General features: G+C 41.6%; 18 protein-coding genes. 13 read left to right on the top strand and 5 right to left on the bottom strand.

What is annotated here, in order from left to right:
• Positions 1 to 279: 279 nt before the first annotated feature.
• From opp3b to pepF, 8 genes are all read left to right on the top strand, one after another.
• Positions 280 to 1,206 carry an oligopeptide ABC transporter permease gene (gene opp3b, locus EP57_RS00245; RefSeq protein WP_036083038.1) on the top strand — a complete coding sequence of 309 codons (927 nt, stop codon included), beginning with the start codon at positions 280 to 282 and terminating at the stop codon, positions 1,204 to 1,206.
• Between the two features lie 2 nt (positions 1,207 to 1,208).
• On the top strand, positions 1,209 to 2,228 hold the full coding sequence (gene opp3C / locus EP57_RS00240; protein ID WP_036083037.1) for an oligopeptide ABC transporter permease: 1,020 nt from the start codon (positions 1,209 to 1,211) through the stop codon (positions 2,226 to 2,228).
• Between the two features lie 17 nt (positions 2,229 to 2,245).
• A complete protein-coding gene (locus EP57_RS00235; protein WP_036083036.1) occupies positions 2,246 to 3,325 on the top strand; it encodes an ABC transporter ATP-binding protein in 1,080 nt (359 codons plus the stop codon).
• On the top strand, positions 3,318 to 4,283 hold the full coding sequence (locus EP57_RS00230) for an ABC transporter ATP-binding protein (protein ID WP_036083035.1): 966 nt from the start codon (positions 3,318 to 3,320) through the stop codon (positions 4,281 to 4,283). The genes EP57_RS00235 and EP57_RS00230 overlap by 8 nt, the downstream gene beginning before the upstream one ends.
• A 330-nt stretch (positions 4,284 to 4,613) precedes the next feature.
• Positions 4,614 to 5,009 carry a transcriptional regulator SpxA gene (gene spxA / locus EP57_RS00225; protein ID WP_036059428.1) on the top strand — a complete coding sequence of 132 codons (396 nt, stop codon included), beginning with the start codon at positions 4,614 to 4,616 and terminating at the stop codon, positions 5,007 to 5,009.
• A gap of 299 nt (positions 5,010 to 5,308) precedes the next feature.
• On the top strand, positions 5,309 to 5,962 hold the full coding sequence (gene mecA / locus EP57_RS00220) for an adaptor protein MecA (RefSeq protein ID WP_036083034.1): 654 nt from the start codon (positions 5,309 to 5,311) through the stop codon (positions 5,960 to 5,962).
• A gap of 132 nt (positions 5,963 to 6,094) precedes the next feature.
• Positions 6,095 to 7,213: a competence protein CoiA family protein gene (locus EP57_RS00215; RefSeq protein WP_052167445.1), complete on the top strand. Its 1,119-nt coding sequence runs from the start codon at positions 6,095 to 6,097 to the stop codon at positions 7,211 to 7,213.
• A 65-nt stretch (positions 7,214 to 7,278) separates the two neighbouring features.
• The gene (gene pepF / locus EP57_RS00210; RefSeq protein WP_036083032.1) at positions 7,279 to 9,090 is read left to right on the top strand and encodes an oligoendopeptidase F; all 1,812 of its coding nucleotides are present in this window, start codon (positions 7,279 to 7,281) and stop codon (positions 9,088 to 9,090) included.
• Between the two features lie 426 nt (positions 9,091 to 9,516).
• Here pepF and EP57_RS00205 read toward each other — a convergent pair whose 3' ends face one another.
• Complete coding sequence (locus EP57_RS00205) at positions 9,517 to 10,875, bottom strand: Nramp family divalent metal transporter (protein ID WP_036083031.1); 1,359 nt, start codon at positions 10,873 to 10,875, stop codon at positions 9,517 to 9,519.
• A gap of 127 nt (positions 10,876 to 11,002) precedes the next feature.
• Complete coding sequence (locus EP57_RS00200; RefSeq protein WP_052167444.1) at positions 11,003 to 11,899, bottom strand: DNA-3-methyladenine glycosylase family protein; 897 nt, start codon at positions 11,897 to 11,899, stop codon at positions 11,003 to 11,005.
• A 118-nt stretch (positions 11,900 to 12,017) separates the two neighbouring features.
• Between EP57_RS00200 and EP57_RS00195 the strand changes: the two genes are divergently transcribed.
• Positions 12,018 to 12,614, top strand: a complete 597-nt coding sequence (locus tag EP57_RS00195) for a bifunctional transcriptional activator/DNA repair enzyme AdaA (RefSeq protein ID WP_052167443.1) — start codon at positions 12,018 to 12,020, stop codon at positions 12,612 to 12,614.
• Positions 12,604 to 13,134, top strand: a complete 531-nt coding sequence (locus tag EP57_RS00190; protein WP_036083030.1) for a methylated-DNA--[protein]-cysteine S-methyltransferase — start codon at positions 12,604 to 12,606, stop codon at positions 13,132 to 13,134. Before EP57_RS00195 ends, EP57_RS00190 begins: the two co-directional genes overlap by 11 nt.
• Here the strand turns inward: EP57_RS00190 and EP57_RS00185 are convergent.
• The 3 genes from EP57_RS00185 to EP57_RS00175 form a co-directional block, all read right to left on the bottom strand.
• On the bottom strand, positions 13,108 to 13,407 hold the full coding sequence (locus EP57_RS00185) for an MGMT family protein (RefSeq protein ID WP_036083029.1): 300 nt from the start codon (positions 13,405 to 13,407) through the stop codon (positions 13,108 to 13,110). The two genes, EP57_RS00190 and EP57_RS00185, sit on opposite strands and share 27 nt — an antisense overlap.
• Before the next feature lie 66 nt (positions 13,408 to 13,473).
• The gene (gene gloA, locus EP57_RS00180) at positions 13,474 to 13,857 is read right to left on the bottom strand and encodes a lactoylglutathione lyase (RefSeq protein ID WP_036083027.1); all 384 of its coding nucleotides are present in this window, start codon (positions 13,855 to 13,857) and stop codon (positions 13,474 to 13,476) included.
• 62 nt (positions 13,858 to 13,919) lie between these two features.
• The gene (locus tag EP57_RS00175; protein WP_052167442.1) at positions 13,920 to 14,765 is read right to left on the bottom strand and encodes a YihY/virulence factor BrkB family protein; all 846 of its coding nucleotides are present in this window, start codon (positions 14,763 to 14,765) and stop codon (positions 13,920 to 13,922) included.
• Between the two features lie 360 nt (positions 14,766 to 15,125).
• On the opposite strand from EP57_RS00175, the gene EP57_RS00170 reads away from it, so the two are divergent.
• From EP57_RS00170 to EP57_RS00160, 3 genes are all read left to right on the top strand, one after another.
• Positions 15,126 to 15,782, top strand: coding sequence for a Crp/Fnr family transcriptional regulator (locus tag EP57_RS00170; protein ID WP_036083024.1), 657 nt, complete (start codon positions 15,126 to 15,128; stop codon positions 15,780 to 15,782).
• 88 nt (positions 15,783 to 15,870) lie between these two features.
• Positions 15,871 to 18,399: a toxin Cry1Ac domain D-VI-related protein gene (locus EP57_RS00165; protein WP_036083023.1), complete on the top strand. Its 2,529-nt coding sequence runs from the start codon at positions 15,871 to 15,873 to the stop codon at positions 18,397 to 18,399.
• A gap of 161 nt (positions 18,400 to 18,560) precedes the next feature.
• The gene (locus EP57_RS00160) at positions 18,561 to 21,653 is read left to right on the top strand and encodes a toxin Cry1Ac domain D-VI-related protein (RefSeq protein WP_036083021.1); all 3,093 of its coding nucleotides are present in this window, start codon (positions 18,561 to 18,563) and stop codon (positions 21,651 to 21,653) included.
• Positions 21,654 to 21,688: the final 35 nt, after the last annotated feature.

The following is a 21,688-nucleotide window of genomic DNA, read 5'->3' as shown; positions in this document are numbered from 1 at the left end:
TGATTTAAGAAATGCTTGACTTTAATTGAGAGAGTATATTCTATATACTCTCTCTTTTGATGATAAATAATTGAATTCCTATTAAGTAAAGTAGTGGTCCTGTTCACAAGTGCAGAACACTGGAAATGAATTTTTAGATAGTTTGTCTTCGAAACTCTGTAAAATGATGCAATGATACTTAAAAATTAATTAAATGAGAAAACAAAGCTCGCTATGGTAGCAGGCTTATGATAAAATAAGAAAATATTCTACAAAATAATTTTTTCGGGGGGTGTAGAGATGATTAAATATGGATTAAAAAGGCTTCTATACATGGTGATTACTCTTTTCATTATCGCGTCAGTGACATTCATTTTAATGCAATATCTACCAGGTTCACCGTATCGTAATGAAGCTAAGATGACACCAGAACAAATCCAGATTATGAACGAACAATATGGATTAAATGATCCAATGCCAGTACAATATCTTCGCTACATGGGAGACTTGTTACAAGGAAATTTAGGGGTATCTTTCCAACTAGATAATCGTCCTGTTTCAGAAATATTAGGAAACTTAATTGGTCCATCGATAACTATTGCTGTTGAAGCAATTGTATTTGGTCTGCTCTTCGGGATTATTCTCGGGGTTATCGCCGCGATGTACCAGAACAAATGGCCGGATTATACGAGTACCTTTGTAGCTATTTTAGGTAAGTCGATACCTTCATTCGTATTTGCTGCACTCTTACAATATTGGATTGGGGCAAAACTACAATGGCTACCAGTAGCCGGGTGGGGGACGTTTGAATATACGATATTGCCTGCCTTAGCGCTCGCGATGTTCCCACTAGCCACCGCTGCCCGTTTCATGCGGACCGAGCTGATTGACGTATTCGGCTCTGATTATGTACTACTTGCGAAAGCGAAAGGGAATAACCGTTTTGAAGTTGCTTGGAAGCATGCGATTCGTAATGCACTTATTCCGCTTATTACCGTTATTGGACCACTAGCCGTTGCGCTAATGACTGGTTCACTTGTTATTGAAAATATCTTTGGTATTCCAGGTATCGGAAGCCAGTTCGTATCATCTATACAAACAAATGACTACCCAGTAATCATGGGAACAACATTACTCTTCGCAGCAATGCTTGTCTTCGTAATTCTAGTGGTAGATATTCTTTACGGATTGATTGATCCTCGTATCCGTGTGTCGGGAGGTAAATAATTATGTCTGAACAGAAAATTTCAAAAGAATTATTCCAACCCGCACAAATGAAGGCTTCGGAACATGAGAAAATCACGCGTCCTAGTTTGACATTTATGCAAGACTCTTGGATTCGGATTCGCAAAAATAAAGCGGCTTTAGTGAGCATTATTGTGCTTGGTCTCATTGTAATCATGGCTTTTATTGGACCACTTATTTCTGGGTACACATTTGAGGAGCAAAATACACCACAAGCTTCTCTTCCACCAAAAGTACAAGGTTTTGAAAACATGCCTTTCTGGAATGGTAAACAAAACATTGGTGGCGAAGAAGTCGATGTGTATAAACAAAAGAACGTACCAGAAGACACTTACTACTGGTTCGGTAGTGATACATTAGGTCGTGACCAATTCACACGTGTGTGGAAAGGAACGCAAATCTCACTATTTATCGGTTTAGTAGCAGCATTCTTTGACTTAATTGTCGGTGTTACTTATGGTATGATTTCAGGTTTCTCCGGTGGACGTGTCGATAACGTCATGCAACGTATTCTAGAAGTTGCTTCGGCAATTCCGAACTTGGTTGTTGTTATTTTGATGTTACTCGTGCTCGATCCGGGTATCATGTCGATCATTATCGCGATTGCCATGACCAGCTGGATTACGATGGCGCGGGTTGTCCGTGGACAAGTTTTGAAATTAAAAGATCAAGAGTTCGTTCTAGCTTCTAAGACGCTAGGCGGTTCTACTCCGAGCATTTTATTCAAACACTTATTGCCTAACTTATCAGGCGTTATTATCATTAATGTTATGTTTAGTATTCCAAGTGCGATATTCTTTGAAGCATTCCTAGGATTTATCGGATTGGGTATTCCAGCACCGATGGCATCTCTTGGAACATTGATTAGTGAAGGGTATAAGACATTGCAAGTATTGCCTTACATGGTTCTTTATCCGACGCTCGTACTATGTATTATCATGATTGCATTTAACTTAATTGCTGACGGCTTACGTGATGCGTTTGATCCGAAAATGCGTGATTAAAGGTGAGGTGAGGAAGAATGGAAAAACTATTAGAAGTAAAAGACCTGCATATTTCGTTCCATACGTATGCTGGTGAAGTAAAAGCAATTCGTGGCGTAAGCTTTGACCTTATCAAAGGTGAAACATTGGCTATCGTTGGTGAATCTGGTTCTGGTAAATCCGTAACGACCAAATCCATCATGCGTTTGCTGCCTGAAAGCAATTCCAAAATTAAATCAGGAGAAATCCTATTTAACGGTATAGATATCGCGAAAGCATCTGAAAAACAAATGCAAAAAATTCGCGGTAAAGAAATTTCAATGATTTTCCAAGATCCGATGACCTCATTAAATCCAACAATGACCATCGGAAAACAAATTGCAGAGCCAATCATCAAGCACCAAAAAATTAGCAAAAAAGAAGCCTTAAAAACAGCGCTTCGCTTGTTACAACTAGTTGGTATTCCAAAAGCAGAAGAACGTTTGAAGCAATATCCACACCAATTTTCTGGTGGTATGCGTCAACGTGTGGTTATCGCGATTTCACTTGCATGTAACCCGCAAATTCTAATTGCCGATGAGCCAACAACTGCGCTTGACGTAACTATTCAAGCACAAATTCTAGATTTAATGAAAGACTTACAACAAAAAATCGATACATCGATTATCTTCATTACGCATGACCTTGGCGTTGTTGCGAATGTAGCCGATCGTGTAGCCGTTATGTACGGTGGTAAAATCGTTGAAATCGGAACAGTAGATGAAATTTTCTACAATCCGCAACATCCGTATACATGGGGTCTTATTAGTTCGATGCCAACGCTTGATACAGAAGAAGAGGAACTTTTCGTTATTCCAGGTACGCCACCAGACTTGCTAGATCCTCCAAAAGGGGACGCATTTGCTGCGCGTAACCAATTTGCGATGCAGATTGATTTGGAACAAGAACCGCCAATGTACAAAGTTTCTGATACGCATTATGCAGCGACATGGTTGTTGCACCCTGATGCACCAGAAGTGACACCTCCAGATGCTGTATTGCGTCGTCAAGAACAATTTGCAACAGAACATCCTGGAATGCAAGCTGTTCACGCGAAGGGGGTTGAAGTAGATGGCTGATAAATTACTTGAAATCAAGAATCTAAAGCAATACTTTAATAAAGGAAAAGCAAGTGAAGTTCGCGCTATCGATGGTATTTCTTTTGATATTTATCGCGGTGAGACACTTGGGCTTGTAGGTGAGTCTGGTTGTGGTAAATCAACAACTGGTCGTACGATTATTCGTCTGTACGATGCGACAGATGGTCAAGTACTTTATGATGGGAAAGATGTGCATGGTCGCAAATCCCGTTCTGAAATGCATGAATTCCGTCGCAAAATGCAAATGATTTTCCAAGATCCGTATGCGTCGTTAAATCCACGTATGAAGGTCAAAGATATTATTGCAGAAGGCATTCGTATTCACGGCCTAGCAAAAACACCATCTGAACTGACGAATCAAGTATACGATTTGCTGGAAACAGTTGGTTTGAGCAAAGAACATGCTGGGCGTTATCCGCATGAATTCTCTGGTGGCCAACGTCAACGTATCGGTATTGCCCGCGCGTTAGCCGTTCAACCAGAATTCATCATTGCCGATGAGCCAATCTCAGCACTAGACGTTTCTATCCAAGCACAAGTCGTGAACTTATTGAAACAGCTTCAAAAAGAAAAAGGCCTAACCTATTTATTCATCGCGCATGATTTGTCGATGGTTAAATACATTAGTGACCGTATCGGCGTTATGTACTTTGGGAAACTAGTGGAACTGGCGCCAGCTGATGATTTGTATCGTGCACCGCTACATGCTTATACAGAATCATTGCTTTCTGCGATTCCATTGCCTGACCCGAATTATGAGCGCACACGTATTCGTAAAACATACGATCCTGCGATTCATAATTATACAGGTAACGAAGATTTACAAATGCGTGAAATTGCACCAGGTCATTTTGTATATTGTTCTCCAGAAGAAGTAGCTAGTTATAAAGAGAAACATGCTAAATTGACTGCGGAAGCTGCAGTACCCGCTGAATAATAATACAGAGCCATCTTGAGCAAAATCAAGATGGCTTTTTATTTGGGTCCAATTGCTTTTTAACATCATTCTCATCAATTTCTAATATAATTGCCCGTTTTTTCATCTGATTCTTGTTTTAAAGCGGTATAGTAAGGGTAACATACATATAACGGCTTACTTTCAAAACATCATATCTTGGAGAACTTTTTTTAAAATAGTATATTGCTTTTGGCTATTTTGGTGTATAATGAAAGTAGATCTTATAAAGAGATCGTTTCCAATAGATATATTGTTAGGAAATTCGTTACTTGAATGAAACAATAAACCAATAAGGAGTGTGAATGTCTAATGGTAACGTTATACACTTCACCAAGTTGCACGTCTTGTCGTAAAGCTCGTGCTTGGTTAGAGGAACATGATATCCCTTATAAGGAAAGAAACATTTTCTCTGAACCATTAAGTTTAGGGGAAATCAAAGAAATTTTAAGAATGACAGAGGATGGTACGGATGAGATAATTTCCACACGTTCTAAGACATTCCAAAAATTAAATGTGGATTTAGATAGCTTGCCGCTTCAAGAACTGTTTGAACTAATCCAAAAAAATCCAGGATTGCTAAGACGTCCAATCATTATTGATGAGAAACGTTTGCAAGTAGGCTATAACGAAGACGAAATTCGCCGTTTCCTACCACGCCGCGTTCGCACGTATCAATTACGCGAAGCACAAAAACTGGTTAACTAATCTTATTTATTTGGACTACCAATGCTTTTTTAGGGGTATTGGTAGTTTTTTTTGAGGAAATGAAGGATTTTAAGGCCTAATTCGTTGTTTTATGAATAAATATCGGGTTTTTCTTGAAATGAGGAGTTTCTACCCTTGAAATATGGGTAAATATAGGCTAAGATAGTATTCATCAATAAAATCGGGTTTTTTAAAATCAATTATTAGCCCTTTTTTTTGAATTAGGCTACAATGATACTAACAACAAATGAATTACCCTTCATTGTCAATGTTGAAGATGGAAGGGAGAGTGTGTGACGATGGAAATTGAACGTATTAATGAGAATACCATAAAGTTTTATATCTCTTATATGGATTTAGAAGAGCGCGGTTTTAACCATGAGGAAATTTGGTATGACCGTGAGAAGAGTGAGGAGCTTTTTTGGGATATGATGGACGAACTTAAGTACGAAGATGAGTTCTCTCCGGATGGACCGCTCTGGATTCAGGTACAGGCTTTAAAGCATGGTCTAGAGGTGCTTGTTACCAAAGCCAATCTTGGTAAAGGTGAGTCTGGTTTTGAGATTAATATGGATCAGGCCGACGACTTAGCGGAGGAACGTATTGAGAAACTGCTAGAAGAGCATTTTACCCCTACTACAATTACGGAAAGTGGGGAAGATGACACGCTAGAGTTTATCTTACAGTTCCGCGACTTTGAGGATTTGATTACCTTATCGAAAGCGACAGGGCTTGAGCAGTTATCAACGAAGCTTTATCACTACAAAGATAGTTACTATTTATATGTTGAGTTTCCTGAAGCGAAATTTGACGAAAGAAACATTGACAATGTTGTCAGTATTTTATTAGAATATGGCGATGAAACAAATTTAACTGGGTATGTCCTAAATGAATATGCCAAGGTTATTTTTGATGACCCTGCCTTACCGCAAGTAAAGAAATACTTTAACTAAAAAGCTTTTTTGGCTCGATTTATGCTGTTGAAAAACACGTAGATCGAGTCTTTTTGCGTTTTTCGAAAAATGGGAAGGAGATTTGGAAATGGGGGCGAATATAATTAGTATAGACGGACAAGAGAGGCAGTGATGATGATGTTTACCGCGAAAGATAGAGATGGGCATGATGTTGTTGTGACACGGGGGAATGTGAAGCGTTTGAAAGATAGGCGGGAGCAGTATACGTGTGGTTGTTGTGGGGAACGGGTGATTTTGAAGGCTGGGGAGATTAATATGCCACATTTTGCGCACTTGAGTTCTAGTCGGTGTAGTTTTGCTTCAGAGGGGGAGACGCAGAGGCATTTGAGTGGGAAGAAATACTTCTTAGAATGGTTGATTTTGCAGGATCGCAGGGCGGATTTAGAGGTGTATTTGAAGGGGATACAGCGGCAGGCGGATATATTGGTCGATGAACAGATTGTGATTGAGTATCAGTGTTCGACGGTATCTGTAAAGGAGTTGGAGCAGCGGACGGAAGACTATCAATTGGCGGGATTGCAAGTGCATTGGATTTTAGGGCAGGATTTACGAATGGTGAAGGGGAGGTATTACTTAACGGCTTTTCAGCAAGCGTTTATTCGAAAGGATGCGGATTTGGGTTATTATTTAGTGCAATATTTGCCGGAGAATAATCGGTGGACGATGATTTATCATATTACGATGGATACGGCGAATCGTTTTTTTGCGAAAGCGTTGACATTTGAGGGGCGCGTGAAGCTTGAGGTGATGAAGCAGGCGGTGTCTCATATTAAGTTTGCTACGCTATATGTGAAGCGTGATTTGGCGTTTGAAAGGCAGAAACAGTGTTACTTTTATACGCGTTTTAAGAAGCAGAATAAGTTTATGCATGATGTGTATGAGCAAGGCCTTTATTTGCAGCATTTGCCGCTAGATATTGGTGTTATTTTGCCGACGCAGTTTCGGGCGAAGACGCCGGCGCTTGAGTGGCAGTATTATGTATGGGTGTCATTTTTACGGATGTTGGATATTGGGGATTCATTTCCTTGTGCGGACGTTTTACAAGTATTTGAGAAGCATATAATTTGGATGCCGTTGATTTGGAAAGAGGAGCGGACGGCGCTTTGTATGGAGTATTTGCATTATCTTTGTAAACAGGGGATTTTGCGTGCAGATGGGATGGGGCGCTATACTGTATTGAAGCGAATGAAAGAAGTGGTGAATGAAGAAGCTCGATTTTTGGATATCTGATTTTTGCATTTTGATAGAGATTAGCTCATAATGAATGAAAAGATGTTATTGGAGGTTTTCGATTTATGAGTGAGAAGAAGATAGCGGCATTGCCTACGCGTGAAGAGGTTCCAGTGAATGCAACGTGGGACTTAACGACGATATTTAAAGATGATGAGGCTTGGGAGTCTGAGTTTACGTTATTGAAGGATGAAATTAAGGTAGCGCAGACGTTTCAAGGAAAGCTCGGTGAGAGCAGTGAGACATTACTGAAGGCATTGCGTTATCAAGATGAGTTATATGATCGCTTGGGTAATTTATATGTATACGCGCATCTAAAACAAGATCAGGATACGACGAATACGACTTATCAAGGGTTGTATAGCCGTGCTGGTAGTTTATTAACGGAAGCTTCGGCAGCGATTTCGTATTTTGAGCCGGAAGTTTTAGCGATAGATGAGGATAAGTTGAAGGGCTTTGTAGCTGATAATGCGGATTTGCAATTGTATGCGCATTTGTTAGAGCAGGTGAACTTGAACCGACCGTATGTACTTTCTGAGAAGGAGGAGGCTTTGCTTGCACAGGCTGGTGAAGTTCTGGGGAATGCTTCGCGGGCGTATAGTATTTTGAATAACGCAGATATGAAGTTTCCTGAGATTGAAGATGAGGACGGCAACAAGGTAGAAATAACGCATGGTCGTTATGGCAAGATGATGGAAGGCAAGAATCGTGACGTTCGTAAGGCTGCATTTAAAGGCATGTATAGCTCGTATGATAATTTGAAGAACACGATTGCTACAACTTTGACAGGGCAAGTGAAGAAGGGCAATTTTTATGCGAAGGTTCATGGGTTTGAGTCGGCGCGTCATCGTGCTTTGTTTGGGAATCATATTCCGGAGGCTGTGTATGATGCTTTAGTGGAGGCTGTGAACGACCAGTTGCCGCTGTTACAGCGATATGTGGGACTTCGTAAGGAATTGTTAGGCTTAGATGAATTACGGATGTACGATATGTATACGCCGCTTTCAACGGATGTGCACTTGGCATTTACGTATGAGGAGGCGAAAGACATTGTGTTGAACGGTTTGGCTCCTTTGGGAGAGGAATATCAGGCGATTCTGAAAGAGGCGTTTGAGAGCCGTTGGATTGATGTCGTGGAGAACAAGGGTAAGCGTAGTGGTGCGTATTCTTCTGGTGCGTATAGTACGAATCCGTATATTTTGATGAACTGGCAGGACACGATTGATAATGTGTTTACGTTAGCGCATGAGTTGGGACATAGTGTGCATAGTTATTATACGCGCAATAACCAGCCTTTTGTGTACGGTGATTATTCGATTTTCTTGGCAGAAGTGGCTTCGACGACGAATGAGAATTTGTTGACGGATTACATGTTGAAGAAATATGAAGACCCGAAAGTGCGTGCTTACTTGCTGAATCATTATTTGGATGGATTTAAGGGAACGGTTTTCCGTCAAACGCAATTTGCGGAGTTTGAGCATTTTATTTATCAGGCGGATCAGCGTGGGGAAGCATTGACAGCGGAGTTCTTGACGGAGAATTATTTTGCTTTGAATGAGAAATATTATGGTAATGAGATTGTGTATGATGAGGAAATTGGCCTCGAGTGGGCGAGAATTCCGCATTTTTATATGAATTATTATGTGTATCAATATGCGACGGGGTTCAGTGCGGCATCTGCGCTTAGTGATTTGATTTTGCATGGTGGACAAGAAGCTGTAACGCATTATTTGAATTTCTTGAAAGCGGGCAGTTCGGATTTCCCGATTGAGGTATTGAAGAAAGCTGGGGTTGATATGACGACGGCGAAACCTGTGACGGATGCGCTGAAGGTGTTTGAGCAACGATTGAACGAGTTGGAGAAATTGGTGAAATAAGCAGTAGCTATCTCGCGACTTTGTGAAATTAGTTGTTAAGTAAAAATATTTTTTTGAGATTTTAAATGATAAAATAGGATTCTTAATTGAGAATCCTTTTTTTTATTTTAGTGGGTTATTGTGTAGAGATGGCGCGTTTTATTTGGTTTTGGCTACGAATAAATACGGATTGACGTGATTTTTAGTTTATTATGGTAGATGTATTGACTATTACTTACGAATAAAAATTATGTATGTGATGCGGATGTCTTTTTGGATGAAAAATAAACTTTGTGAAATGTTGAATTTCTGATTTAGATGTGGTATATTATTGTCGTGAAATAAATCACAATACAAATACCCCCTTTATTTGATTGTGTGAATTTCTCCTTTTGATTGCGCTGAGAAAAGCCGTGGCATTGTGCCGCGGCTTTTTTCGTATTTCGATTAACCAATTCCAGATAGTGTTTGGATAATTAGTTGGATATTAAGGACGGTTAGTACGGCGGTAATTGCCCAAGCGAGGACGGTTACCCACATACGGTTTTTGAATTCGCCCATTAGTTTTTTGCTGCTGGTGAAGATGGTGAGCGGGATCATGGAGAATGGTAGGGCGATGCTTAGGAATACTTGGGTGTAGATTAGGAGTTGCTCGACTGCGTTTTCTTGGTCGCCGTAGACAACGATACAGATGATGACTGGAATGATGGCTAGAAGGCGCGTGACGAGACGGCGAATCCAGACGGGTAACTTCATATGGATGAAGCCTTCCATGACGATTTGGCCTGTTAGGGTGCCTGTGATTGTTGCATTTTGACCGGATGCGAGTAGTGCTACGGCGAACAGGACGCTTAGGACGGGACTTGCGATGGAGCCGACAATGGCGTTGTTTTGCAAGGCGTCGTAGAGTTGGGTGAACTGGCCGAGATTGCTTGTGTCTTGTCCGAAGAATAGGGCTGCGCCGAGTATGAGTAGTAGACAGTTGACGATGAATGCGGCGGTTAGCTGGATGTTTGAGTCGATAGTTGAGAATTTGATAGCTTCTTTTAGGGCTTTTTTGTCATTGCGGTCGTATTTTCTAGCTTGGACGATGGATGAGTGTAGATACAGGTTGTGGGGCATGACGGTGGCTCCGACGATGCCGAGTGCTAGAAATAGTGCGCCTTTGTCTGTGATAATTTCTTTTTGTGGTACGAAGCCGCCGAGCATGTCGGATACGTTTGGTTGGGATAGGATGACTTCGTATAAAAAGATGAGTAAAACGGTAAGTATAAGTGTGATAACGATGGCCTCTATTTTGCGGAAGCCGAATTTTGCAAGTATAAGTAGTAGGAAGACGTCAAGAACGGTGATGATAACGCCTAGTATTAATGGAAAGCCGAATAGCAGGTTTAAGGCTACGGCGCTACCGATAACTTCGGCGATGTCTGTGGCCATGATGGCGAGTTCGGCGATAAGCCATAGTGCGAAGCCGCCTTTTTTGCCTGTTTTTAAGCGGGTTGCTTGGGCTAGGTCGAGTCCTGTGACAATGCCGAGTTTGGCGCACATGCTTTGTAGGAGCATTGCGATAAGGCTGGACATGAGGATGACGCTCAGTAGTAAATAGCCGTAGTGAGCGCCGCCTTGAATGGAAGTAATCCAGTTGCCCGGGTCCATATAGCCGACTGCGACAAGTGCGCCTGGGCCTGAGAAGGCGATGAGTTTACGCCAAAAGCCGCCCTTGGTTGGAATGTTTACAGAATTATTTATTTCGCCCAAACTGGAACCGTTTGGTGGTGTGTGTTTGATTATTTTTTTATTGGTCATGTTAAAAATCCTCTCAATGTTTCCTTTGTGCAACAAATTTAGTTTAATGCAATGGGAGCGAAAATGCAAGTTTTTTGTTAGTTATTAGTAGAAAAAGTTACCGCGTTGAAACGATAACTTTTTTGGTTTAATATAATGTTCGCCATAGATAAAATGTTGCGTATGCTTCCCAGTTTGACCAATTTTGTGCGAGGTTGAGGATTTCTTGTTTTGTGGGTTTTTGCTCCATCTGTAGTGCGTGTTTGATGGCGTTGATAAGGCCGATGTCGTCGATTGGGAAGGCGTTTGGATAGCGGAGGGAGCGCATCAGGACGTAGTTGGCTGTCCATGGGCCAATGCCGCGGATCTTGGTGAGTGATTTTTCGATTGCTGGGAGGTCGGGGAGTTGTTGGAGGGTTTGTTTGGATAGTTCACCGGTTGTGATGAGTTTGGCGATGCCGATTGTGTATTCGCTTTTGCGGGTGGTGAATTGGATGGTTGTGAGGTCTTCGGGTGTTAGTTTGGCTATGGTGGCTGGGGTTGGGAATGTCCAGTAGGTGATGCCGGCGTGTGTGGTGCTGGTGCCGAATTTTTCGACGAATTGGCGTTTTAGTGTGTAGGCGAACGAGAGGTTGATTTGTTGGCCGATGATGCCCCAGATGAGTGCTTCGAAGAGGTCGGGGATGCTGATGATGCGCAGGCCGTAATGGGCTTGGACTGCGGGATGAAGTAGTGTGTCGGTTTCGGCGAGTTGGTAAAATGGCGTGATGTCGCGGTCTAGGTCGAACCAGTCGTGAAAGTATTGGGTGATTTCTTGTTGATGGGACGTTGGGACGGGGCTTGTTATGGCTGGGAGCGTGATTTGTAATGTGTTTGGGGCTGGCTCGCGGACTTGGATGAGTGTGTTGCCGTGGCTTGTGGGAATGAGTTTGCTGACTTGGTCGTTTTGGATGTGATGCATGCATTCTTTTGGGTCGCGGTTTAGGTATGCGAGATTTGGTGCGAAACGGAATGTTGAGGGTGTTGGGATGGTGAATGTGTTCATGTGGGGCCTCCTTGGTTTTCTTGGTACTTATAGTTGTACCATATTTTTGTGGGGTTGACTTTACAAATCTTGCTTTTATGTGCGGGGACGGTTATTTTTTTGTGGGGGAAGGGGTATAATGGGTGTATGGAAAAGTTCGGAAGGGGTGGCGAAAATGGTGACGGAGGAGCAGTGGCGCGCGATTTGTGATAATGACGCGAGGTATGACGGGAAGTTTTTTTATGCGGTGAGTTCGACGCGGATTTTTTGCAGGCCGTCTTGTAAGTCGCGGGTGCCACGACGGGAGAATGTGAGCGTTTTTCGGAATGCGGAGGATGCGATGGCTGCGGGGTACAGGCCTTGTAAGCGATGCAAGTCTGGTGGGGCAAGGATGCCGGATGTGGAATGGGTGGCGCAGATTGAGGCGTTTGTGTTGGAACATTATGCGGAACATTTGACGCTGGACAGGATTGCGGAAGGCTGTCATGGTAGTGCGTATCATCTGCACCGTGTTTTTAAAGCGCAAAAAGGGATGACGCCGCTTGATTTTGTGCATCAGGTGAGGATTCGCAGGGCGTGTGTGTTGCTTGAGACGACTGGGATGAGCGTGATGGATATTGGGGTTGCGGTCGGGATTTCGAATGCTGCGCAGTTTGCGACGCTGTTTCGGAAATTGGAGGGCGTGACGCCGAGTGTGTATCGAAAAAGAAGGATGGTGGGTATTGATGGAGAATAGGAAGGTTTATTATGGTTTGATGGAAGTGGCTGGGATGCGATTGTATGTCGGGGTTAGTGAGCGCGGATTGATGTTTGTAGGCTCGGATGGTGCGGATATTGGGGAATTGGAACGGTGGACAGTGCGGAAAAAGGGGATTGATTTGACGGAGAATCAGGATAAAATTGCTCCCTTTGCGCGGGAATTGGCGTTGTATTTGAGCGGGGCGCGACGGGAGTTCGATTTGCCGCTTGATTTTGCGGGGACGGCGTTTCAGGAGGCGGTATGGCAGGCGTTGCTTAGGATTCCGTATGGTCAGACGCGGACGTATTCGGACATTGCGGCTGAGATTGGTAAACCGGATGCGGTGCGTGCTGTCGGGACGGCGATTGGTGCGAATCCAATTTTGATGGTCATTCCGTGTCATCGCGTCATTGGGAAAAATGGCAAAATAACGGGCTACCGTGGCGGTGTCGCGATGAAGGAACAGTTGTTGCGTCTGGAATCAGCCGGCTCAGCCTTGCCAAAAGCAGCGTTTTAGTTGAACGTTACCGCCTGGTGTGAATGGAACGCCTTCTGCGCGAAGTAGTTCATACTGGGCGTGCCAGCCAGGAACGAGGCGACCATTTGCACCGACAACACGGTGGCTTGGAATTTTGGCATCACTTGGTGTTAACCGCATCGCTTGACCGACGAGGCGCGAATTTTTCGGACGTCCAAGCATGTATGCAATTTGTCCATAGGTCGTGACTTTTCCAGCAGGTATTTGTTTCACGATTTGGTAAACTTCTTTTTGAAAAGCAGCGTGTTGCATGTTTTTCCTCCTTATATAGAAAACAAGAGAGCAGTCAGCGAAACTACTCTCTTTTTTGCGTGTGAATTAGCGGTTTTGGATAACTTCGGTTTTGTAGCCGTCGGGGTCCATAACGAAGAAGTACGTTGGTTTCGTTCCTGGCAGACCTTTCAAGTCGGTTACACTGTAGCCGGCTTTTTCGAATTGTTCGTGGGTTGCGGAAAGATCGTCAACGCCAACTGCTAAATGCCCGTAGCCGTTACCAAGGTCATAAGGTTCTGCTTGATCGTAGTTATACGTTAATTCTAACTCAAAGCCACCTTCTTCAAATGCCAAATAAACAAGTGTGAATTTATGATCTGGAAAGTCTTTGCGACGTGTTTCTTTTAAACCAAATGCTTCTGTGTAAAAGGCTAGCGATTTGTCTAGGTCTTTGACGCGAATACATGTATGTAGCATTTTAATACTCATGGTAAAATTCCTCCTAAATATAGATTTTGTCTCGGTTTCATTGTAATATATCCGCGCTTTGATTACAAATGTTGTTGTTTATAGGAGTCGATGATGACGTTTATGAAGGCGCCGAGTAGTAGGATAATCGAGACGAAGTAGAGCCATAGCATAATGACGATCATGATACTAAGGCTGCCGAACCCTAGGATTTTATCACCTTGAAAACTAACATACGCGGAAAGTAGTTCGGTTGCAGCGAGCCAGCCGATTGTGGCGAATAGAGCACCAATGACGCTTTTTCTGATTTTCCATTTTACGTTTGGAACGAGCCAGTAGATGATGAGGAATAGGATAAATAAGAAAATTGGCGTGATGAACCATTTCGTGGCGCCTAAATCAGCGAGAGCGTCAAGCTTCAGGTCGAATTGGTCTTGCAAGAAAGTCACGATTTGTTCGCCAAATGCGAAGACAAAGACGACGGCACCGAGAACCACGATGATAACGAGCATCATCAGGAAAGACATGATGCGGGTCACGATGAAATTTTTGCGGTCAGGGGCTTGGTAGACGATGTTTAGCACTTCTTGTAATGCGCTGAAACATTTCGAAGCGGACCAGATGGCGGTGATTAGACCGAGTGAAATGGCGGTGCCGCTTGCGTTGGTGAGCATGCTTTCGATGATGGGGTGCAGGATATCGTACACTTCTGGTGGCATGAATGTTTGGAGCGTGGTGTAGACTTCCTCTTTTGGAATTGGCAGGAGTGGTATCAGATTGCCGAATACGAGCATCATTGGGAGAATGGATAGCAATATGTAAAAGGTGAGCTGGGCAGCGTGGGAGGTAACTCGAGCGCTTTTCCAGTTTGTTTTGGCGAGTTCTCCTACTTGTTTTAGTTTGGTTTTTGTTTGGTTTTTTAGTGGCATGTGTGTTACATCCTTTCGTGAAATGGCTTCCTTTATATAGGTTTCCCCTTCGTTTGTTGGTCTTAAACGTTATCTTGTTGAAGTGTCTATTTTTAACGTGATAGTAACTTTTGTTACTCTGTTTTTCCTAGATATAGTTCGATTTTTATATATTTTTCTATGAAAATGACATTTTAGACATAAAATAAACACATAATTAGTGATGTAATAGCAGTCGTTTGCGAGGCTGAATACGAAATTACAAGTTTAAATCGTTGTAATTTAAAAATTAACATGCAAATTAGTGTTTTTTAAGTCTATAACGTCAAAATATTATGCTTTATGCTAAGTAATGTAGTTTGCATTATGGGGAGGCGTTCTATGGATTTTCTTGAGGTTCACAGTTTATTACTTAGGGAACCTAACTTATTGTTACCATTGTTAGGTTTGTCGAATATAAACAAAAATAATTCGGATGTTTGTCAAGTAACAGTATTAAAAAATCGTCAAGACCTTGTTTTGACGGATGCTGGTAAATTGATTCATGTCGTAAAAGGACAATTATTGCAACAAATTAATCACTCGAAACAAAGTGTTAACGCTATATGGATGGAGGATGATTTTATCTTTCATAATGTTTTTCAGCCTGACCCATATGAATATGTTGCATTTGGGCGTGTAGAACTAGCTATTTATGATGCCAAAGCAGTACTCCAAGAACTTTCGGAGCAACCTTTTTTCCCGGATCTTTTAATTGACACTTTAAAGCGCCAAGAATCTCAGTTTTATCGCTATTCGCTTATGCTAACTAAAAATGTGCAAGAACGTGTGTTGGATATTATTAAGCTACTTTCTAAAAAGGAAGAGGCAGGTTATCATATCCCCAAAACGGTGAATTATTTACTCCTTTCTAAATGTTGCCAAATATCGCCGCATACTGCTAAAAAGGCGATACAAGAATTAGAGCAAGCGAATAAAATTGTATATAAGAAAGACAAACCTATCTTGATTTATGATCCCGAAGACCTGGGTTTATAAGTTCATCCCGCCCACAAAAAACTTAAATCTGATATGGAGAACAACATGGGAATACTACTGAAAATATTTATTAAAAGGAGAATGATCAATGCAAAAGCAAAAAAGGGTTATGAGTAAAGCATTAAAAGTGATGGCAGCAGGGACTATTGTATTTTCTAGTTTAGGGACAATCCCATTTAATACATTGGCCACTGGTGTAACAGCGACGCAAGAGGAAAATGAGAAAGTTACTATCCAACATGGTGTGAAAGCAGCTTATACGAAAATTATTAACAAAAGTCCGTGGCAGGGTGATTTACTTGGGTCCGTTTATGTTGAAAAAACATTTAGCGAAAATTTTGGCACGAGTGTACCATTTCCTGGATTAGGAAACACAGATTATTCTGTGTATAAAACTGGTTATGTTGTTATCCCAGTATCTGGACAATATATTTTTAGATCAGCGGGAGATGATAGAACCTCTGTCATGATCGATGGGGTGAAAAAGTTAGCAACAGATGCTTATAATGCTGTTGATGATAGGACTATAGGACATTTCCATGGTGGTGATGTTGTAGAAATCATACAAACGGTGGATCAAGATGGAGGCGTTGCTTCCATGTCATTACAATGGAACATGCCTAACTTGGTATTGACGAATCCAGATGGTAGAAGGTTAGATGTCCCTCTTTCTAGCACATATCCTACCAGAGAACAAGCAGAACAGGCAGCAGCTGAGATGAAGAAGCATGGTGTGATGACAGAATATTATGATGGTGTTACGTCTACTGTTTTTAAAGGCCAAGCGATTGAGCCTGAAAGTTTTACAAAGCATTACGGAACATTTGAGCCATACCCAGGTTTGGGATCAGATTATTATACTGTAAAGAAAACAGGTTACATTTATATTTCTGAAACTGGAAATTATCGTTTTGAAGGTGGCGCAGATGATATTTATTCTCTTGCCATTGATGGAAAAGAAATAATTAAAAATTTGAATTACCCTAATTTTGCACAAACTGGAAATATTTATTTGGAAAAAGGGGCTACTATCAAAATTGAGCAGACAATGGCTAACAATCAGAGTGCCGGTTACTCATCATTGAAGTGGACAACGCCTAGTCAATCGACGTTTAGTGACATTCAAGTAACAGATGTGTATGAATCTAAGGAGAAAGCGTTGGCATCGAACGAAGGAGCGCTTTTTGATGAAGCTAGCAAAGCCGTGAATAATTTATTCATCAACAAAGACCCGAACGGTAAAATTACGGATATATTGAAACAAGCAGATATCGATGCCGCACAAGCGCTAGTTAACAAAGTAGTAGACCCAACGGAAAAGGCTACACTGCAAGCTAATTTGAATAAGGCACAAAAACAACTAGATGATAAAACATCAGAAGCAGAAGCAGAAAACAAGGCGCGTGAGGCAGTAAATAATTTATTCACTAGTAAAGATCCAAACGGAAACATCACGAGCACAATGACACAAGCAGATGTTGATGCAGCACAGGCATTAATCAACAAAGTGAATGATCCAACGAAAAAAGCGGAGTTACAAGCAGATTTGGATAAGGCACAAAAACAACTAGATGATAGAACATCACAAGCAGAAGCAGAAGACAAAGCACGTGAAGCAGTCAACAGCTTATTCACAAACAAAAATCCAAATGGTAGTATCAAAAGTCCATTGACACAAGCAGAAATCGATGCAGCCCAAGTCTTGATCAATAAAGTAACAGATCCAACAAAAAAAGCGGCGTTACAAGCAGATTTGGACAAAGCTCAAAATCAATGGAATGCAAATGTAGCGGTTGTTGCACCTACTGCAAATGCTGTCACGAATAAGGACAAAGTTGTGACAGGTAAAGGAACACCAGGTCTGACAGCCGTTGTTAAAATTGGCACAGCAACTTACACAGGTATCGTTGGAACAGACGGTAAATTCTCTGTCACTATTCCTGTACAAAAAGCAGATACCATTATCACGGTTGCACAAAAGAACGCTACGAAAACGGGTCCATCAGTCAATGTGAAAGTTGGCAATTACATCCCAGCAACAGCACCAATCGTAGATGAGGTTGGGCCTTTCCAACAAGCGATTACAGGGAAAGCACCAGCTGGTGCAGTATCCGTACGCTTAGTCGTTAACGGAGTGCCCCAACGTTTAGTGGAACCAGATGCGAATGGTAATTTCTCATTCTATAGCCGTTTTGTTTCGGATGGCACTGTATCCAACTTACGCTTGAAAATGGGGGATATTGTAACAGTAGATTACGGGAGTAAAACACCAGCGAATTTAGCTACTTCTGTGAGAGTTAGCCTTTCTGCTAAGCCAATTATTGATACCGTTATTGCAGAATCTGACTACATCACTGGCTTAGTACCAACCGGAACACAAGTATTGCGACTATCTATCAATGGCATTCCACAACGTACCGTAACACCACAAGAAAACATTGAGACAGTTACAGCTGGTGGTATAGGTTCTAATGGTAGATTCAAAATTTATAGCCGCTTCTTTAAAGACGAAACAGGCGTATCACGTAAATTGCAAGCTGGCGATAAAATTACTGTCGATCTTGGTGCACAAATCCCAGGAGATACAGGTACGACGGTAACCGTTATCGCAAAATAAAGGAGAAGAGCATCCAAAAAACATGTGGAATCAGGTGAGACAAGTCTAGTATAAGCAAAAAAACGATGACAACCTAGAGCGAGTGATTTACAAGCAACGTTCGCGAAATGAATTTTTATTTAATGATATGAAATCTAAGCTATAGGAGTGTTTTATACAATATGAAAAAGCAAGATTTATTGAAAAAAGGAAGCAGTATCGCACTAGTAGCAACACTTATCGGAAGCCAATTAATGACTACAATACCATTTAACGTATTGGCAGCAGAAAATACAGTAAACGCGCAAGCTGTTCCTTATAATGCTGTAACAGTTAATAATTGGGCGGAATTAAAGGCCGCTCTAGCAAGCACAGCGGTTACAGATATTTATTTCAGTGCCGATATTACAGTTGGAGCTACAACAAGTGTGACCAGTACAACAAAAAATATCCATGGGAACAAATATACGTTAAATGCTAATAATCTTAATATTGAACTTAAAACGGCAAATGCTGTAGCTCTAGTGGAAGATCTAACTATTACGAACACAGATGATTATGGGGTGTTTTGGGGTAGACCAGATGGTATAGAGGTTACGTATAAGAATGTAACTCACAGTGGGAGAGAAATGATGTTTTTACCACTTGGACACCTGATTGTTGATGGGAAGGTAACTAGTACTGCAACAGTTTATTCAGCTTTTTGGGGCAAACAATTAACAATTAAGGATAATGCAATTGCCAATTTTACTGGGACTGGAACTGATAGAGAAACTATCTATCTATCGGCTGACTCGGGAGTACTAACTGTTGGAAATAATGCTACTTTAACAACTCGCTCAAAAGTGGGTTCAATGTATGGCGCGAACAATACTACTATTATGAATTACGGTACTATAGATATGCAAGCTGATACCAGTAAAAACATTGCTATATACGCTGGTAATGTATACCTCAGAGATGGAAGTTCTTTAAAAACATTTACAGCTGAAAAAACCCACGAATCGATTTTGGTGCAGAATGGTAGTCTTTTTGCGGAATCAGGGTCAACTTTGGATGTAACAAGTAGTAACGTCGAAACGGCTGTGCAGACAGGCAGTTTGCTTAAGCTAGCTAACGGGTCTAATTTCTCCATAACGAACCTCGGTACAGGCGCAGCACTTGGATCGTATTCTAATGCGACAGATGTAATTATAGAGTCAGGCCAAGGTATTAGTACATGGAATGTTAAAAATGTTACTAAAACTATGCCAGATGCATCTTATCCAGGTCTTTTCAATGCTAAGTTTACATTATCAGGCTATAGTAATCCGACACAAACAAATATGACATCAAACAATGCTTTGTTTGCTAGCCAATTCAAATCAAGCAACATTGGTAAAATTACTGGCGGAAGTTTTTCTTCAAAAGCAATCGGTCAAACAAAGCTTGATACAGTAGATTCAGATGCTACTACGGTAACAGGAACAGCAGAGCCAGGGGCAGATATTGTACTCAAAGTTGGAACGACTATCATTGGTCAAGGAAAAGCTGGAGACGACGGCAAATACAGCATTACTATTCCAAAACAAGCAGCTGGAGTAACCGTTACAGCAACAGCAACATGGAACTCTCAAACTTCTGATGCAACAACAGTAGTACAAAAAGGAACTGCTGATCAAGATGCAGCTAAAAAAGCAATTGATGCCCTATTCACAGATGGAACAAAAACTGACATCAAACCAACAACAGACGCAGAAGCAATCAAAAACGCACAAGATTTATTGGATAAGGTACAAGACCCAACTGTAAAAGAAACTTTACAAAAAGATATCGACAAAGCTAAAGAATTACTAGCTAAAAAAGCGGTCGATGAACTATTCAAAAATAATGACCCAACTAGTAATGCGATTAAAGACACAACAGATGACCAAGCTATCAAGGACGCAAAAAAAGCAGTTGATGCTTTAGAACCAGGTGCTGTGAAAGACGGGCTTACTAGTGATTTAGAAAAAGCACAACTCTTACTTGATGCTAAAAAAGAGCAAGCTTCAGCTGATCAAATTCAAAAAGCAATAGCAGAATACGTAGTGAACCAATTATTTGTGGATAACGATCCAAAAACAGATGCAATCAAAACTACTACGAATCAAGATGCAATTGATAACGCACAAAAAGAAATCGACAAAATCAAAGCCCCAAATCTAAAAAAAGACGCACAAAATAACTTGAATCGCGCACAGCAGCTACTAGATGAACGAAATGCAGCCACTACAGCCGCAGCCAAAAAAGCAGTAGATGAGCTATTCATCAACAACACACCATCAAGCAACGTTATCAAACCAACAACAGATCAAGCCAAAATCAATGCAGCACAAGCTTTGATTAACAAAGTAACAGATCCAACGAAAAAAGTAGAACTACAAAAAGATTTGGACAAAGCTCAAAATCTTTTGGATGCGAATGTAGCGGTTGTTGCACCTACTGCAAATGCTGTCACGAATAAGGACAAAGTTGTGACAGGTAAAGGAACACCAGGTCTGACAGCCGTTGTTAAAATTGGCACAGCAACTTACACAGGTATCGTTGGAACAGACGGTAAATTCTCTGTCACTATTCCTGTACAAAAAGCAGATACCATTATCACGGTTGCACAAAAGAACGCTACGAAAACGGGTCCATCAGTCAATGTGAAAGTTGGCAATTACATCCCAGCAACAGCACCAATCGTAGATGAGGTTGGGCCTTTCCAACAAGCGATTACAGGGAAAGCACCAGCTGGTGCAGTATCCGTACGCTTAGTCGTTAACGGAGTGCCCCAACGTTTAGTGGAACCAGATGCGAATGGTAATTTCTCATTCTATAGCCGTTTTGTTTCGGATGGCACTGTATCCAACTTACGCTTGAAAATGGGGGATATTGTAACAGTAGATTACGGGAGTAAAACACCAGCGAATTTAGCTACTTCTGTGAGAGTTAGCCTTTCTGCTAAGCCAATTATTGATACCGTTATTGCAGAATCTGACTACATCACTGGCTTAGTACCAACCGGAACACAAGTATTGCGACTATCTATCAATGGCATTCCACAACGTACCGTAACACCACAAGAAAACATTGAGACAGTTACAGCTGGTGGTATAGGTTCTAATGGTAGATTCAAAATTTATAGCCGCTTCTTTAAAGACGAAACAGGCGTATCACGTAAATTGCAAGCTGGCGATAAAATTACTGTCGATCTTGGCGCGCAAATTCCAGGAGATACAGGCACGACGGTAACCGTTATCGCAAAATAATTGTATTCTCGAACTCTTAGCTGACATGAGTCAGT

Source organism: Listeria booriae, from assembly GCF_000766865.1.
GTDB lineage: Bacteria > Bacillota > Bacilli > Lactobacillales > Listeriaceae > Listeria_A > Listeria_A booriae.
This window is presented reverse-complemented; position numbering and strand designations above follow the sequence as displayed.